This window comes from Petrimonas mucosa (assembly GCF_900095795.1).
GTDB lineage: Bacteria > Bacteroidota > Bacteroidia > Bacteroidales > Dysgonomonadaceae > Petrimonas > Petrimonas mucosa.
The window spans coordinates 3,335,668-3,352,758 of the sequence record NZ_LT608328.1; the positions used below are offsets into that span (position 1 = coordinate 3,335,668).

Annotated in this window: 12 protein-coding genes and 1 pseudogene; 3 read left to right on the forward strand and 10 right to left on the reverse strand. The window is 41.9% G+C overall.

The annotated features are described in order from the left end of the window. Positions 1 to 3: 3 nt before the first annotated feature. Together ING2E5A_RS13280 and ING2E5A_RS13285 are read right to left on the reverse strand one after the other, a co-directional pair. Positions 4 to 1,455 (reverse strand): polysaccharide deacetylase family protein, encoded by a 1,452-nt coding sequence (locus ING2E5A_RS13280; protein WP_071137822.1) that lies wholly within the window; start codon positions 1,453 to 1,455, stop codon positions 4 to 6. Positions 1,456 to 1,468: 13 nt separating this feature from the next. Continuing rightward, positions 1,469 to 2,638 carry a glycosyltransferase family 4 protein gene (locus ING2E5A_RS13285; RefSeq protein ID WP_071137823.1) on the reverse strand — a complete coding sequence of 390 codons (1,170 nt, stop codon included), beginning with the start codon at positions 2,636 to 2,638 and terminating at the stop codon, positions 1,469 to 1,471. Positions 2,639 to 2,781: 143 nt separating this feature from the next. Here ING2E5A_RS13285 and ING2E5A_RS13290 point away from each other — a divergent pair, with 143 nt between their 5' ends. Together ING2E5A_RS13290 and ING2E5A_RS13295 are read left to right on the forward strand one after the other, a co-directional pair. Further along, positions 2,782 to 4,080: an IS1380 family transposase gene (locus ING2E5A_RS13290; RefSeq protein ID WP_083373352.1), complete on the forward strand. Its 1,299-nt coding sequence runs from the start codon at positions 2,782 to 2,784 to the stop codon at positions 4,078 to 4,080. Between the two features lie 315 nt (positions 4,081 to 4,395). Further along, the gene (locus ING2E5A_RS13295) at positions 4,396 to 5,556 is read left to right on the forward strand and encodes an IS256 family transposase (protein ID WP_071136337.1); all 1,161 of its coding nucleotides are present in this window, start codon (positions 4,396 to 4,398) and stop codon (positions 5,554 to 5,556) included. A gap of 204 nt (positions 5,557 to 5,760) precedes the next feature. On the opposite strand, the gene ING2E5A_RS15780 is transcribed toward ING2E5A_RS13295, so the two are convergent. From ING2E5A_RS15780 to ING2E5A_RS13310, 3 genes are all read right to left on the reverse strand, one after another. Further along, on the reverse strand, positions 5,761 to 7,647 hold the full coding sequence (locus ING2E5A_RS15780; protein WP_071137825.1) for an IS1634 family transposase: 1,887 nt from the start codon (positions 7,645 to 7,647) through the stop codon (positions 5,761 to 5,763). Positions 7,648 to 7,953: 306 nt separating this feature from the next. Beyond that, entirely contained in the window at positions 7,954 to 9,069 is a 1,116-nt protein-coding gene (locus ING2E5A_RS13305) for a glycosyltransferase family protein (protein WP_071138371.1), read from the reverse strand. A 13-nt stretch (positions 9,070 to 9,082) separates the two neighbouring features. Beyond that, positions 9,083 to 9,976 (reverse strand): polysaccharide pyruvyl transferase family protein, encoded by an 894-nt coding sequence (locus tag ING2E5A_RS13310; RefSeq protein WP_154670091.1) that lies wholly within the window; start codon positions 9,974 to 9,976, stop codon positions 9,083 to 9,085. 113 nt (positions 9,977 to 10,089) lie between these two features. Here ING2E5A_RS13310 and ING2E5A_RS13315 point away from each other — a divergent pair, with 113 nt between their 5' ends. After that, positions 10,090 to 11,322, forward strand: coding sequence for an IS4 family transposase (locus tag ING2E5A_RS13315; protein ID WP_071137826.1), 1,233 nt, complete (start codon positions 10,090 to 10,092; stop codon positions 11,320 to 11,322). Positions 11,323 to 11,480: 158 nt separating this feature from the next. On the opposite strand, the pseudogene ING2E5A_RS13320 reads toward ING2E5A_RS13315, so the two are convergent. The 5 genes and pseudogenes from ING2E5A_RS13320 to ING2E5A_RS13340 form a co-directional block, all read right to left on the reverse strand. Further along, positions 11,481 to 12,643 (reverse strand): annotated as a pseudogene (locus ING2E5A_RS13320) (glycosyltransferase family 1 protein). 28 nt (positions 12,644 to 12,671) lie between these two features. Beyond that, positions 12,672 to 14,126, reverse strand: coding sequence for a lipopolysaccharide biosynthesis protein (locus tag ING2E5A_RS13325; RefSeq protein ID WP_071137827.1), 1,455 nt, complete (start codon positions 14,124 to 14,126; stop codon positions 12,672 to 12,674). Continuing rightward, positions 14,126 to 15,328, reverse strand: a complete 1,203-nt coding sequence (locus ING2E5A_RS13330; protein WP_071137828.1) for a glycosyltransferase family 4 protein — start codon at positions 15,326 to 15,328, stop codon at positions 14,126 to 14,128. Before ING2E5A_RS13330 ends, ING2E5A_RS13325 begins: the two co-directional genes overlap by 1 nt. Beyond that, a complete protein-coding gene (locus ING2E5A_RS13335) occupies positions 15,325 to 15,951 on the reverse strand; it encodes an acyltransferase (protein ID WP_071137829.1) in 627 nt (208 codons plus the stop codon). Before ING2E5A_RS13335 ends, ING2E5A_RS13330 begins: the two co-directional genes overlap by 4 nt. Before the next feature lie 2 nt (positions 15,952 to 15,953). Beyond that, positions 15,954 to 17,069: a glycosyltransferase family 4 protein gene (locus ING2E5A_RS13340; RefSeq protein ID WP_071137830.1), complete on the reverse strand. Its 1,116-nt coding sequence runs from the start codon at positions 17,067 to 17,069 to the stop codon at positions 15,954 to 15,956. Between the last annotated feature and the right edge of the window lie 22 nt (positions 17,070 to 17,091).

Here is a 17,091-nt window from a genome sequence, read left to right on the forward strand (position 1 = left end):
CTACTACTTGTAACCCGGGATTTTCTTGCCAAGCTCTTCTTTAACGGGGGAATCTTTCAGTTTTTTCACAAAATAGACAGCATCTCTCTTGTTCGACTCGGTGGGCGACTCAAGATACTTGTCCACGAAGTGCTCCGCATGTTCAACGAGAAATTTACGGCAATCGATGTTCAACATAATACCCTCTTCATAGGGAGCGTAGGAAAGACCCGTGACGGAACTTCCCGACGAGATTTCGCTTATCTCCTCATAGTTGATTCCCGTGAGGTTTAGTGTTATGGAAGGATAATAGAAGTATTGTTCCGACGGCAACGACACCCGTAGTTTCACCGTTTTTCCATTAACTTCCTTATCAATGGAAGCATTCACCCTGTAATAGTTGTATTCATAATACTCTTCCAAGGAAGGGAACCACACGGAATCATCGCCATCTTTGCCGTACTCGTTGTTCAGCCAATGCAAGAGCTCGACAAATGTCATGCCCGTACTGTGCATTCCAACATGAATAGCCTCCCGTTCTTCTTTCTCTTTTTTCAGTTCATTCTCTATATGGGCAGGGATATCAAAAACACTATTATAAAACGTTCGTTGCAATATCGTTTTACTCAAGTCGGTTTCAACGCTGTACGGATAATGGCGCTCTACCGGCAGGCCTCCTGCTTTCGTGTTCTGCGCGGTCATGACCTGTATCGGATCATACTCCTTTCCGGCCTCTAAATAGATATGGTTACCATTTGGCTCCGCGAGCACTTTTGCTCCCCTGCCGGATAATTGATCGAGGATAATCGCTTGTGCAATTTTAAAATGTTTCACGAGGGAGTCTTTCTGGTTTACCGCGTTGGTGTTCACGTCGTGAAAAGCAATGCCCGTATCGTAAGCCAACATTTCGGACAAGTTATTCCACGTTAATTGAGCATCTTCCTGCCTGAAAACGGAGAAATCGGGCTTTAAGTACATGGATATTCCGTTGTCCGGTGTTTCTTCTGCATAAAGAGTGGTCGTGAATGCAAATCGAACCTCATTCCCCGCGCCATCGGTACTGCCCAATGTTTTATTCAATGAAAAAGCATCGGGAGGCAGGTATTCCGCGGCAAGTTGTTCGGTGTGGTAATAATAGTTTCTCGACAGCGGCTTTCCATTGATTGCCGCCCAGGTGGTGCTGTAAGCTGAATGCCGGTGATCATCCTGCGTGAGCATGAATAGCCAGGATTTGTTGAACTTTAGTACAGGTATTTCAATTACCACGCTTTCCGCGTTTATTTCAGAATTAGTTTTAATAGTAATTTCAGCTACCATATTACTCCCCTCGTTTGCATAAGGATAAAGATAGTTGACATACTCTGTTCCCACACCATCCCCCTCGTTAGGCTCGTATAGGTCCTTTTCTATACATGAGATACACAGACAATATAGGAATAAAGAGCAAATAGAAAGTTTTTTATACCAATGTGTCATGTTCTTTGATTTATTAAGGGTTCATTTCTCTATCATTTAACAATTTATTGAATAGATCATCCCATTTTGTCATAATTACCTCTTTGCTGAATCTTCTCACGTTTACCCGTGCGTTACCCCCCATTTGTTTTCTCAATTCCTCATTTTCTATCAGATAGGTAATTTTATCAGCAAGCATTTGAATGTTCCCATTTTCCACGAGTAATCCATCAATCCCATCGGTGATAATATCCCGTGGACCAGTGGGACAAGCAAATGAAACGGGAGGAACACCGCATGCCATCGCTTCTACCAGTACCATGCCAAACCCCTCGTACCGAGAACTAAACGCGAAGATAGAACTTTCCGTGTATTTTTGATCGATACGGGCGCACGGGGGGTGCAAAAAACAACTACCTTGTAAATTCAATGACTCCACTTGCCTTTGTAATGAACTTCTATCTCCTTCGCCATAAATATCCAATTTCCAATCTTCATGTTCTTTCTGAACAATATCCCATGCTTGTATCAACAAGTCAAACCCTTTCTGGTAGGTATATCGTCCAACCGCGATCACCTTCTTGTTATTTCCTGTACTTACTTCCGACGGGTAGAAGGGGAGTGGGTTATGAATAACTTCCATCTTAGATTCCTCTATCTCTTTCCATTTCGCTTTATCTTCATACGTCAAAACCACGAAGCAGCCTAATTGCTTGATTTTTGATATGAATTGATTCATCCATAATTTCTGAAGTATTCTTTTGGCGTAACCAGGTATTCGCTCGTGTTGAAAGCCCCTGTAATTATTACGATTAACATGAATTTCTCCCACCTTAATACTGCCATCCTTGATAGAGTTAATGAAGTTTATCTCTCTCCGCAACGTGGATATCGTTATATCGGGTTTTATTTTTTTCAAGCAACCGGATAGCCTTTTTTTAAAGAGTCGTTGCTTGTAAATATACAAGGTCAGTTTTTCATGGAAAGGTTTTCCATGTAGTTGGTCATAATCGATATTTAAATTTATAATGCTAATTTTCGGTGATAGTTCATAAAACGGTTTTTGACCTTTCCCGTCAGTGATTATAATATAAACTTCATACCCGAGCTGTTCAGCAAGATAATTGGCCTTAAACGAGATTACTCGCTCCATTCCACCTGCCCAGTACAATGATGGCATGCAATATGCAATCTTGATTTTCATCTGATTAAAATTAGTTAGCTTGCTTCACACGATAAAACGTTTTAGACCCGAAAAATTCATGATAAAGCTATGAATAATGGGTGTAAAGTGCTATCTTTGAAATGATTAAAAGCAAGGATTAACACTTTAACTTACACCCATATATGAGCCATAAAGATACAGCATTTTATAGAGGAAACAAATTAGTTAGCTTTGATTTTTCAGCAGAAAAGATTAGTAGTGATGGTTCAGTATTGCTCCTTGAAAAACTTGAACGCAAACACAAATTAATCAATTACTTCAGCAATATAATACCAGACATGCGTGATTCTTCTCGCATTACACACAGTGTAAGCAAGTTGCTAAAGCAGAGAGTTTATGGAATAATGTTAGGATATGAAGATGCCAATGATGTGAAATATTTAAAGAATGACCCTTTGCTTCAAGATATTTTGGAAGGTGATTTGGCATCCCAGCCTACCATTTCACGTTTCGAAAATACAATGGATAAACATGCAATTTTTAAGTTGTGCTATGCATGGGTAGACCAATACGTAAGAACACTGAAAAATCGGAAAAGTATTATTATCGATATTGATGCAACCGATGATCCTACTCATGGCAACCAGCAACTCTCTATGTTCAATGGTTATTATGGGCAATTTATGTATAATGAGTTGTTCTTTCACGATGGTGGAACAGGACAGATTATCCTTCCTGTTCTGCGTCCTGGCAACAGCCATTCTAATAAATGGTATGTGTCTATATTAAAGCGTATCCTGATTAAAATAAAAAATGCATACCCTGATATTGAAATCACTATTCGTGCCGATAGTGGTTTTAGTGGTCCATCATTCTATAAACTAGCTGATTTTTACAACCTAGAATACACTGTAGGTCAAGCCAGTAATGAGGTGCTAAAAAGAGAGGTTCTCAGTGTTGCACAGGAGGTTCTTAGAGAGTATGTTTCTAAAGGAATTAAGCATCAACAATTTATCAGCTTTGAGTATCAAGCCCAAACATGGGATAAACCTCAAAAATGCTACTCGAAAATAGAGAGCACTGGCAAAGGTTTGAACGTGAGACATTTTATAAGCAATATAGATGAAGAAGATGCCCGTTCGTTATATTTTAATTTTTATGTAAAACGAGGAGATACCAGTGAGAATAGGATTAAAGAAGTTAAGAACATGTGTTATTCCGACAGGTTATCAAACCATGCCTTCTGGGCCAACTTTATGAGATTAATCTTGAGTAGCATGGCTTATGAAATGTTCCTTTTATTGAAACAGGCAATAAAACAAACAAAATATGAAGAAGCTAAGAGATGGCAGGTAAACACTATACGAGTTGCATTGCTAAAAGTAGGTGCAACAATAAAGAAAACTAAAAGGCGTATTTACTATCGCTTTTCAAGAGCTTTCCCACACCAAGATTTATTGAGACAGCTGATTCTACAGTAAGTACCTAGAAGATATATATCAAAACTAAAGTTTGAAGGGAGAGTTATGCTTTGACGTGAGAAAAACTAGTTTTTAAGCAATACAAAGAAAAGTTTTGCGCTTTATTTTCGGATAATATGCCCAAAGTAACTCATGATTCAGAAAATTATTGGAAGAAAACCAATATCATATGAAACTTTGATCATTTAACCCACATTGCAGCTAACCGGAGGATACTGTTCCAAAAAGTGTGTCTGTACCTGTAAAAAAAGAACATAGTCTAAAAACTTTATTAGTTTTGCAAATAACCATAACAAACAATAAAATTCAAAGACTATGTTACTATCAAAGGAACAGCTTTCTTCCGTAATGGCCAAACATTCAGAGCGCGAAAACGGGTTACACGATTTAATGGAAATCATGCTTGAGAGTATGATGCTGGCAGAGCGTCGCGAGTTTTTAGACCAGTCAAAAGGTAACAAAGGGAATGGTTACCGTCAGGGTCGCAGTTTCGGGCATGGCCGTGTTCTGGAATTCAGGATTCCACGTGACCGTTACGGCAACTTCCATCCAAAGATTCTTGCATTGTTGCGTGACCAGGAACTGGAGTGCGAACGTTTGGCCGGCAGCCTTTATTGCAGGGGTTTGACCCAGGGGCAGGTCGGCGAGATCTTCGGTGAGATTTACGGTGAGCATTACAGCAAAGCCAGCATTTCGCGCATGATTGACTACTTGCGCTCCGATGTGCAGGAGTGGCTGAACCGTCCGTTGGAGGGTTATTACCCGATTGTATTGGTGGATGCCATCCATATCAAGATCCACCGTAAACGTTCAGTAGCCACTGAGGCTTTCTATGTGGTCCTGGGGGTGAAAGAGGACAAGAAGCGTGAGGTGCTGGGTATTTACAACCGCCCCACGGAGAGTGCCGCGGGCTGGGAAGATATCTTCCGGGATGTCCAAAGTCGTGGGGCAGGTCATATAGGACTGCTGGTAAGCGACGGGCTGACAGGCCTGGACTCGGCCCTGTCGGTCGTTTATCCGAAGACCCTGCTGCAGCGGTGCGTCACCCATTTGAAGCGCAACATGCTCTCCAAAGTGCGCCATGGTGACAAAATGGAGCTGGCGGAGGATTTACGCGAAGTGTTCCGTACGGGCCAGAAAGACTACACCAAGTGCGAAGCCTGGCAAAACTGGACGGCACTTTGCCAAAAATGGGGAAAGGATTACAGGAGCATCAAAAGGATGGGGGAGGATATTTCCTACAAATATTACTTCACCTATCTGCAATTCCACCCCCGTATCCAGTCAATGGTCTACACCACAAATTGGATAGAGCGGCTTAACAAGGACTTCCGGCGCGTATTGAAGATGCGAGGGGCAATGCCCAATGAGGAGTCGGTACTGGTACTCATCGGTAAAGTGGCGATGGACAAGGATGCTTATAACAGGGAATTACCCGGTATTGACAGGGACAAGACGTTGTTCCCCGGTGAGTGAAGGTATTTCCCGCCAACCCATGACAAAGGTCCTTAATTCCTCTTACTTGCACAAGGACAAGCAAGTTGCATGCTGCGCATGTAATCCTTGTGCAAGTATCGGAATTAAAAAATACATGTCATGGATTAGGTGAAATTAAAAAAAAGAAATAAATTTGTTATAAGACTGATAAAGCAATAGACTAGAGACACACTAAATGTAACACTACCAACCGGAGCTAATTCCCTGTATCCCTGCGTATATATTTTTTTCAAGGTTCAATTGGGGGACTACAGATTTTTTCCTGATAAATGGTTTTTCATCGTATCCCAACACCTTATATATGATTCTTACTTTGGATTCAGGGAGTGAACATTTTCTAATCGACACACACTCTTCATCGGTATTTACCATGTGCGTTGTCACCATTTTCTGCGTGTTCATGATCCGGACAATCTCTCTCCACTCATGGGTAATCCCAAATTGTTTCAGTTTGAAACGGATCGTGCTTACCAGCTGGTAGGCCAACAGCCCGAGGTGAAGATGAGCCATTGTCGCCTCATCCGTTTTATGAAACACGGGACGCAGGTTCAGATCAGTCTTCAGGCAACGAAACGTCGACTCTACTTCTCTTATAGTGTTGTAAATCAGCCAGGTGATCTCCTCTCCATGTACCGACAGGGAAGTACGCAAGAAGTATTCCCCATGTCTTGATTCGCTCTTTGCCTCGATTCTCTCCCAGGATATGGATGTGGCATGAATCCCCCTTTCGTCGGGCTCCACATGGATCTGATACAGGCGGTGTACCGAAGGGTATTTTTCCTTTAGCCGGCCGATGCGTTCCCACACCTTTTCAAGCTTTTTGGTGCCTCCTTTCTTTTTCAGGGCTTCGGCTGCCTGGCTCAGTCCACATTCAAAGGCCCGCGTGAAACGGTTTTCCATGGACGCTTCCTTGAGACCCTTGCTATAGCTCTTCACCTTGTAGAAGCTGTCACTTTCGCCATCCACTTCTACCTGACTGATCTCGATGAGCTGGTTGGATTTATCCCGTATTTCCACAGGGGAAAGGCTTGTTGCACGGTATTCTTTGAGTTTACCCCGTGAGACACAGATGTAGTCGAAGGATTCCTCTTTCAATATCTTCAGGTTATCATTCGTGGCGATGCCGGCATCCATGACCACCACCTGCTTTTTATCGGATCTCCCCCTATGGGATTTCATCTTGTCAAGAATATATTGCAGGCTTTCAGGATCAGTCATGTTGCCTTCAAAGATTTGTGACTCCTTCAGGAAACCTTCCGGGTTGACCACCACAGCCAACACCACCTGTCTGGCATCGTTACGCTTTTCCTTGCTGCGCCCGAACTTCGCTATCCGGCTCTCTCGCATAGCTCCCTCGAAGTAGGTATTTGTCAAATCATAGATAATGATCTTGTCATCCAAGGAAAAAAGATCGTTCGTACGGTTGGAAAAATGACGTTCCAAGCCATCCTTCTCACCATAAAGCCGGTGAGCCATCTGGTAAAGCTTATCTTTGGTGATGGCCGAAGGATCAACCCCGGTCAGTTCACAAAGCGCCGAGTTCTCCTTCAACCAACGGCTGGTTTTATACTCCGATGCGGGGTAAACAGCCCGGGCGATGATCTGGGTTAAAGCAAGGGCGATATCTTGTTTCTCCCAGCCGAAAGTCTCTAAATACTCCGGCAGGAGCAATTGGCGGCAAGCTTGAAGACAAAGCCATTCGCCACCAACCTCCCGGATATCACTGTTCGTTGTCCTGTCAATGTACACTTGCTCGATACCAGCCGCCTTCTTCTTTGCCTTTTCTATCTTTTGCGCTTCATGGAGTAGTCCCACGTATTTCGTGCACAGGGCTTCCACCTTGTCATCACGAAGCGATGAGATGATGAATGTTTTGCCCTCGAAGTAAACCTGGTTGATGCGTTGACAGAGAAAGGGAATCTTTTCAGGTGGAAGAACTGATTCCAGGTCACCCAAAGAGAGCAGCGTGCGATTACGGATGAAGCGGCCTTCCCGGTAGCTCTCACACAACCGGTAATGGGTATACTCATGGCCCCCTTCCTTTTGCTTTATGCTTGTCTTGAAAAACATACAACGCAAAAGTAATCAAGGGATACGTTTTTTTCAACATCAAATGGGGGACTACATTCGTGTTTTAAAATAAACCGACATTGAATATCAGCCTGATACAAAAATTTATGGTCAGCAAACAGACGTAAAACAAGCGGATTTAACGTAAATAGAGGGTAAGTTTAACTTCTATTTATAATCGTGCTGCAATGTGGGTTAAAAATAATTTAGTATAAATATTGTCATAGTTTGCTATTCTAAATATCCTTTAAATACAAGAACTTCATTCGTGTCAAGAACTATAATCTCAGCAGTGAATTTTACGGTTTAGATCGAGTCCAATACTACTTGCATTTGATTTTTCCACGATAGATGCTTTACCGAATCGCGAATTTCTTCCGGTGTACCCTTTTGGCGATGGTAAAAATCAATGATTTCTTTAATATTCACGGGCGACTCGTCCGCGGGAACTTTCATTATATAAGGCATGTCTTCAAAATCACTATCTACTTCAGCGTAAATAAAGGGGATACCTCGAGCAGCATATTCCCTGTTTTTCAACGTTTTGATATAGGTTATATAGCTGCGGTGTCGACCTAAACTACCTATTCCCATATCCGCGCGATCAAATAACATATCCAAGTTTTCACCAAATAAGCTACCGTGCAATATCACGTATCTTTCCAGTCGATTTTCTTTAACCAGTGGAAGAATTTCATTTCTTTCCCGCTCTCCACTAAATTCCCCCACGATATGAAAGTACACGTTACAGTTATGTTGGTTGCTCCTGTAATAATCCCGTAAACCTGTCACCACTCTATCAAATCCATGCCAGTAATGTATCTCGGCGACCCCTAGCAAATGCAGTTCTCCTTTTGTCGGATTCTTCTCTTTGAGTTTTAACGATGAAAAATCTATGCCATTAGAAATCCGGATAGTACGCTGCCCGAATATCGTGGACTCATTTGAAAAAGTCACGATAGCACGTAGCTGTTTCGCTAATTTTCCCCGGAACAGCCTGTCAATAAACAGGCGGCACTTGCTTTCAAACGTGATATATTCTTGATCGTAAGGATAGGTAGGTATCTCCATCACCACGGCTACCTTCTTTTTCTTTAACTGCTTCACGAAGTGAATCAGGAACGGGTTGGCATTATGATCGGAGCGCATGTATACGAAGGATACCCGGTTCTCCAAGATATAGGCTAGCAAGGGACGGTAGTCGATCCTCTTCCTTACCTTCGCCCAGGCTCCCGTGCCCAAATCAATCAACACCTCATCATCTACCATCCATTTCCGATGCCCGTTACGGGGGTTCACGGAATAGTAGCAGTTAACGACGTTACATCCGCATTCTTTCAGCCCCTTGACCTGGGCCATTTTTTTCTTACTGATTCCACTAAACTCGGAATCACCACTAAAGGACAAATAAATCGCATTTATACTCATGAAGACCTTATTTAAAGGGACATACCGACATCAATTCACGCGCGTCAACCTTCGGGGGTTGCCAGTCACCCGCGAGACTTTGCAATTCATCGAGCGGTATGAATGTTGTTAATTCAACAGGAAAATTATCGAACGAGCGCTGCACGGACAGAAGATAATCGATGAATTTAAAATGCCCTCCCAAGATCCCGGAGGAGAATTCCACCCATGTATTTGGAATCCCATATGAATCGGAAATAATAAGCCCGTGCAGTGAGCTGGAAATAACACATTCGCACGAGCAAAGCGTGTCAATAAATAGTTTATAGTTTCCGTAATTCTGCACATCGAAGACATACACTCCGCTGTATTTTTTATAAATATCCAATAACGGGTTGTTTTTATCTGTATAATGGGGAATGATTCCTATTTTATATTTCTTCTTGTAAGAAACCGGCTGGTAATATTTCGAAAGCAACAAAGCCGGATCTCCATAAATCTCCGGACAGTCTACTCCATTTTTCACAAGATAATCTCTGCTTAGAGGCCCCCTGACTGCTAAAACTTTCAATGGTTTGTGTTTTAACGGCAATTCCGGCGATAAAACCCCACTCCCCCAAATCACGGTCCGCTCGTTCGTTAATTGGCTAATAACACTCCCGATACATAGGTAATTGACACTCTTCTTTAATCTCGAGATACTGCTGAACGTGTAAGGAATCACGGTTTTTCCTGAAATAAGCCCTACTAAATCACGGTTTAAATCATCTCCAAAATTATAAAATTCCGGATCTGATTGAGGCGGAATCCAATAATTCACGACAACCTTATCTCGGGAGATAATATCTTTCAAAAAATAATGAAGGCCGTACCTTTCACGCTTGATTATTTTCCTTAGCTTATTTATTATTTTATTCTTCATATGCAACCACTGTTGTCCGATAAAACTTTTTTTGAAGAAGTACGAGGGCAAATCTGAGTTTGCCCATCGTACTAATAATTGTAGCTTTGTATTTAGCACAAAACAAGACTACAATGAACAAAAGTACTTATTTTTTCGGACAATCGGTTTTCGGACAGCTCATATCTATGATAGATTCAGGAATCATCGCTCGAAACAGCAAACGCCACAAGGCTGATCATTACGTGAAACGTTTCATGGCCAAGGATCACCTCATAAGCATGTTATTTTGTGTTTTCGCCAAATGCTCCTCCCTGCGAGAGGTGGCGGGCGCAATGCTCGGTCTTTCAGGCAAGACCAGGCATTTCCAACTCGGCCACATACCCTACAGGAGCACATTGTCGGACGCCAACAAGCGCCGGAGTGTTGATTTCTTCTCGGGCGTGTATCACGATTTGCTCCGCGAGTATCAACACGTGATCTCGGACACCCGGTTCAAGGCCGTGTTGAACAAGCAGGTCGAGATCTTCGACAGCACGGTCATCAGCTTGTTTCAGGACATCCTGAAGTGCGTCGGCAGAACACCCTCTAACGGTAAACGCAAAGGGGGGATCAAGGTGCACACCGTCATCAATGTGGACGAGCCCGTTCCCAAGATGGCATGGTTCACGTCCGCCGCCACGCACGACCACGCGCTGTTGAAGAAACTCAGCCCCGACGACAACACCATTTACGTCTTCGACAAGGGATACAACGACTACAAGGCCTTCAAGCTGTTCGGTAAGAAGGGAGCCGGCTTCGTCACCCGCATCAAGGACGACGCCGTTTACAAGGTGGAACAAGAGCTTCACGTTGAAGAATGCATTCATAGCGGCGTGCTGGAGGACACCATCATAGAGGTGACCGTCAAGGAGGACGATGGGCAGGGCAAGCTGATGTTGCGCAAGGTGGTGTTCTACGACAGGGTGTTGAAACGCAAGTTCGAGTTCCTCACCAACCTGTTCGACCTTCGTCCCGACATGATAGCCGCCCTTTACAAGATCAGATGGCAAATTGAGCTGCTGTTCAGGCAGTTGAAAGGGAACTTCCCCTTGAAGTACTTCCTCGGGGACAACGAGAACGCGATAAAAACACAGATATATTGCGCCTTGATCGTGAACCTCTTGCTCACGGTTGTTCAAAAGCGGTTGAAACGGCGCTGGGCATTCTCGAACCTGGTATCATTTTGCAGGATACACCTGTTCAATTACTTGCATTTGATGAGATTTTTAGAAAATCCGGAACGAGACTGGCAACGGGATGACAAGAATTTAGGGATGCTCACCCTTTTCAGGGGGGGCTTACTTTTGAGAATAATAGAAAACTAAAAAAACATGTCTGATAATATGATGGTTGGAAGTCAAGCAAAATTAAAACCAGTTTTTATCGGACGGCAATGATTTCAAAAATATGAAATGAAATATTATTGCGTATATTATGACGAATAAGTGATAAAATAGCAATTCCTGCATGTTGACAGAAATTATCATCCGTTGCCATTACGATGTGAATCATTTGATGGGAATTTAATTTCATTAATTACAATACTCATTTGATGAGACCAACTTAAAAATTTAACGCTCTCACGAATCTCACTCGGGGCGATGGTATTATTATCACAATATTTCATGATTTTTTCAATATCAATGGGAGACTCATTTGCCGGAAATTTCATCACGTATTCCTTGCTATCAAAATCATCATCTGTCTCAGAATATCCAAAAGCAATACCCCGTGCCGCGTATTCCCGGTTTTTTAATGTTCGGATTACATCTATTCCACTCCGATGGCGTCCCAAGCTTCCGATACCAAAATGCGCTTTATTAAACATTTCATCCAGTTTCTCTCCCCAAAGTGGTCCATACAACAAGACATAAGATGCCAAGTCATTCTCATTGATCAAGGGTAAAATATCCATCTCTTCCCTTTCACCACTAAGTGCCCCAACAATATGAAAATAAACCTTACGGGAAGGATTCGATTTATAATACTCTACCATTCCCGCGATAACCCGGTCAAATCCATGCCAATAGTGAATTTCGGCAACGCCCAGCAGATGAATTGCGCTATCTGTTATTTTTACCGGGCTTCGAAGAGGTATAGAATCAAAATCAATTCCATTAGAGATTCGTATTGTCCTCTGTCCAAATATACGGTCCTTATCAGAAAATGTGACGATTGCATCTAAATATTTAGCTAACTGTCTCCGGAAACAGCGATCGATTAATAAATTTAGTTTCTCCGTACTCCTAAATATTCTTGATCGTACGGGAAAGTCGGTATTTCCATAACAATTTTTACACCCCTATCTCGCAACTTTCTGACAAAATGTATTAAAAATGGATTGGCATTGTGCTCAGATCTCATGTAAACGAACGACATCTGTTTTTTTTCTATGTAAGTAAGAATGGGTGCATAATCAATTCTTTTTTTGATTTTTGCTTGGATACCTCCACCTAAATCAACCAATATTTCGTCGTCAACCATCCATAAGCGATGCCCATTCCTAAGGTCGATCGTATAATAGCAATTGGTTACATTGCAGCCACATTCCTTTAACCCTTTTATTTGAGCTAATTTTTTTTTACTAATGCCACTGTACTCTGAATACCCGCTGAAAGACAAATATAAAATATTTTTTCTATGCATCCCGTGATTATTTTTAATCTACATCCATTTACCTTTTATTATTTATTAAACTCGAACTGATTTTTTTCACGATATTGAAAGTGTTTGTGATTTGTACATACACTCCCCAAATGATGAAACTGATGGTACTTTTAACTATTAAAGACAATAATAGATTATTTATCGAGATAGAGTTCGAATAGAGAAATAGAACAACAAGCAAGATTATCGAAAGAATAAGAGGCGATACAAATATTTTGAAGAATTGAGTCATTTTCGTCTTAAACGTTACAAAATACATTTGAATATAACATTGGAAAAAATTGATGGAGAATGAAATCAATATCGCCCAAGCCACCGCGCTAAGTGTTTCAAAAACAAAAACTGCAATAAGCAATCCGACCACATTCAATATCGCGGAGAAAAGACCCGCGATAAACAGGCTTCTTGTATCACCTGCCGCCTGAAATATGGAGCCCGATGTAGAAAGAATAACTTGGCTGCCCACGGTGAGCGACAATATACGGAATACTGGCACAGAAGCCTCCCATTGCATACCAAAAATCAGTAGCATGAGTTCCTTTGAAGTAAATAGCAAAAAAATGGACAATGGAAATCCAATAAAGGCAAGTAATCGTACCACTTTACGATAAGATGACTCTAATTGGTGGAGATCGTTCTGAAAATCAGAAAACACAGGATGCATGACAGGAGTAATTACATGCGTGATATTCTGCAAGGGTAACATCATCAATCGATATGATTTTTCGTAAAACCCCAACATACTCATTCCAAGATATTTGCCCACTATTAATTTATCCAAGTTCCGGCTGAAATAATTGATTAAATTAAAAAGAAACTGGAAGGATGAGTAAGAAAATATTTTTCTAAGTGAGCTTAGGCCCAGAGTCCATCGGATTTGTTGAGGATACCGTCTAAAAGTGATAATAAATATAACGATTGCCGACACAACCGGGTTGATCAATAAAGCATAAACCCCCGCACCGTAGAAAGCAGCCAAAATCGCGATAGTTCCAACAACAAATTGTACTGCAACACTACGTTTCGCCAAAAATTTAAACGCCTTATCTCTATAAAGGAGGGCATTGGGAACAATACTCATCGTATTGAACAATAGGCTTAATGACAGTACCCGGCAAATAGATTTTAATATAGGAGAATCATAATAACGGGCGATTAATCCTGATGATAAAAAAAAGAAAAAGGATATAGTAATTGCCAACCAGACTGTAAAAGAAAATAGATTTGACAAGTCTTTTTTGTCCAGTGTTTTATCTTGTATAATAGCCGGCGCGATTCCTAAATCACTAAAAACGCCGAAAAAGGTTATAATAACCATCGCTACTGCTATAATACCAAATTCAGATGGGGTAAGCAACCGGGACAATACAGCAGTAATAATCAAAGAAATGATCATTCCCGCGTATTTTGCAATAGCTGTAAATGCTATTCCGGAAAAAAGCTGTTTTCTCAATGAGGTCATTACAAATTATTTGATGTCTTAATTTTTAAATCATTGAACACGCTTTCCCACTGTATTGCTATTTTATGGATTGAAAAATGATCCGAACAGCCAAGGGCATTATCGCTCATTTTTTTAAAGCTTAGACTATCCATCTGGGCTATTTCTGTCATTTTAATACTAAGATCAATGACATTCTCACTCTCGAAAAAAAGAGCAACATTTTTCCCATCCAACAATTCTCTCGTTATCGGTAGATCTGATGCAATGATTGGAAGCCCGTAAGACATGGCTTCAATTAACACGAGCCCGAATCCCTCCCAACGAGAACTTAAAATAAAGACAGAAGCTCTATTATAATAAGGCTCGATATGCTTTGTAAAAGGAAATATTTCGACTCTAGCTTCTAACTCTTCCTCGTTTATAAGAGATTGCAAATATTCTTTCTCTGTACCCTCCCCCACGATTTTCAAATCCCATTCTTTATTTTCATTTGCAAATAGGGCAAAGGCCTTTATCAAAATATCAAATCCTTTAGTTTTACGAGAAAGTCTCCCTACAGCTAAAAATGTTTTACTTTTTATCTCTGCTTCCTCATTATTATTAATCGTCAACGGATTATATATGACAGACGACTTGATATTCAAATCCCTTGAATACCTGGTTTGGTCTGATTTTGAGAGAACTATTAGTTTATCAAGATTAGGCAATACATGAATAAAGAAATTCTTTAAAATCCCCACGTAAGGATTTTCTATCGTAAAAAAAGCATCGTACGAACTATGCATCCAACCTATTGTTTTGGAAGAAATTTCCTTGGTGATAACAGCTAAATGATATGACATAAAAACATGAACTCCAATCACAATATCATAATCACCCCTCTTCAATGTATTGATCAGGTGTGATCTTTTGCTTTTAGGGAATGAACTGTACCCGTACCATTTAGAAAACAGTCTATTTTGAGGCAATATGTTTTTATATAAAAAACTATATATTTTTGACGGTATAAATTCATACATAGGGCTTTCTGGATATTTCAGGAAAGTGTATTTTATATTCGCGTCACTCAAACCATACATGGTTGTATCTTTCAAAGAAGGGTCGTCTAAAGTGAGTATAGATATCTCATGTTTTTTCGACAGTTCTTTTGCCAAGACTGCTAAAACCCGCTGTACCCCCCCAAAGGTAAAGATAGAATCGCAATAAAAACAAATTTTCATTCTTTATGCACTTTAACCCATGTCTGTTTTTCAACATCGTATTGTTTTATAACCCTTGCCGGATTTCCCACGGCTACACAATAGTCGGGAATATCTCTCGACACGACACTTCCAGCCCCGACGACTACATGCTTTCCGACGTGAACCCCCGGCAGCACCACGCTATTGGCACCTATCCACACGTTGCTGCTGATAACAGTATTACTGGTGCTTACCCCCTGTTCCGCGATGGCTTTTTCAATATCTTCAAAGTTGTGATTTAACCCCGATATAACCACGTTTTGGGCTAAATTCACCTTATTCCCTATCGTGACCGGCCCGATAATCGTGTCTCCTACCCCTATTCGGGTATGGTTGCCAATCAGGATATCACCAACAGCATTGTTAATGACGGCATAATCTTCGATCACGGAGTAATTTCCCATAACAAACGTGTTGAAAGGAACAATATCTTTCCGTACACTCCGGTAGATAACCGATTTTTTCCCCTTCTTCATGTACAGGAACCGGAAGCATCGCAACCAACAACGCGGGCGGGTTTTTACCGGATGCATTGCCAAAAATAACACCCGTTTTTTAAGCACGGGGTTTGCCTTTATTTTATCTGTGATAGAAGAGAACATTCCTACACCTGTTTAATTTGATGATACATTTCCAGTACTCGAGCCGCCGTCTGTTTCCAAGAGAATAGCGAAGCCCGGTGCAACCCGTATTGAACTTGTTCTTCATAAAGAGAAGCACTCTCTTCCAGCTCGATCAACTGCCGCGCGATTGCTTCCGGATCGGTAGGATCCACCAGCAATGCTCCTTCGCCGGCAACCTCGGGAATGGCAGAGGTGCGGGAACTCACCACCGGCACCCCACTGGCCATCGCCTCCAACAAGGGAAGCCCAAAACTCTCGCGTAACGACGGGTAAAGGAACGCGAAAGAACCCGCGTAAATGTATGGCAAGTCTTTATTGGGAATATAACCCGGGTAGCACAAGTAGGGCTTGATCTCCTGTAAGTTCTCCCTCGCGAGCAGGGCATCAATTACCGGCTCTTCCAGATCGGCAACCAGCAGCGGCAACTGTCGCTTAGACCTTTTCAAGTAAAGGCCATACCCTTTTAACGCGTTGGGTGTATTTTTCTTGGGGTCGGTGTTTCCCAAGAAAAAGAGATACGATTCCGCCGGTATGTACCTGTCAACAACAGCTCGATCTTTTTTGGAGGGACTAAACGCGGGGCTCAACCCGTTATGTACGGTGACGATGGAGTCGGGATTCAACGAGAGGCTCCGCGTGATATGTGCTCGTTCGAAATCGGAAACGGTAATAATTAACTTGCACTTGGGAAGAACACGGGGTACCACCCACCGCCGGTAAACACGGCCTAACCGCTGGTACAGGGAGCGGTAGTTGCCTTTTTTCTTTTCGAGGAAAATTATATCGTGAAGGGTCAGCACCAACGGGTAGGGGCAATAGAGGGGAGCGGTATTACTGGTACAGTGAACCAGATCGGGCTTTATCTTGGCAAGCGACAGCGGTAAAGCCACCTGCTCCCATAAGAAGTAGGTGGGACATTGAACCTCCACGATATGAAAGTTCGCTGTTTCTTGCAGGCAGCGATCTTCACCCGGTTGCACCAGGATGAAGTATTCGTTTACGGAATCCAATTGTTGCAATGCCCGTATCGTCTCCAGCGCGACGAAATCCATCCCATGCTTCTTTTTCCTCCTAAAAGTCTCAAATAAAAGTTGCATATGTCAGGTAAAGTATTTATCT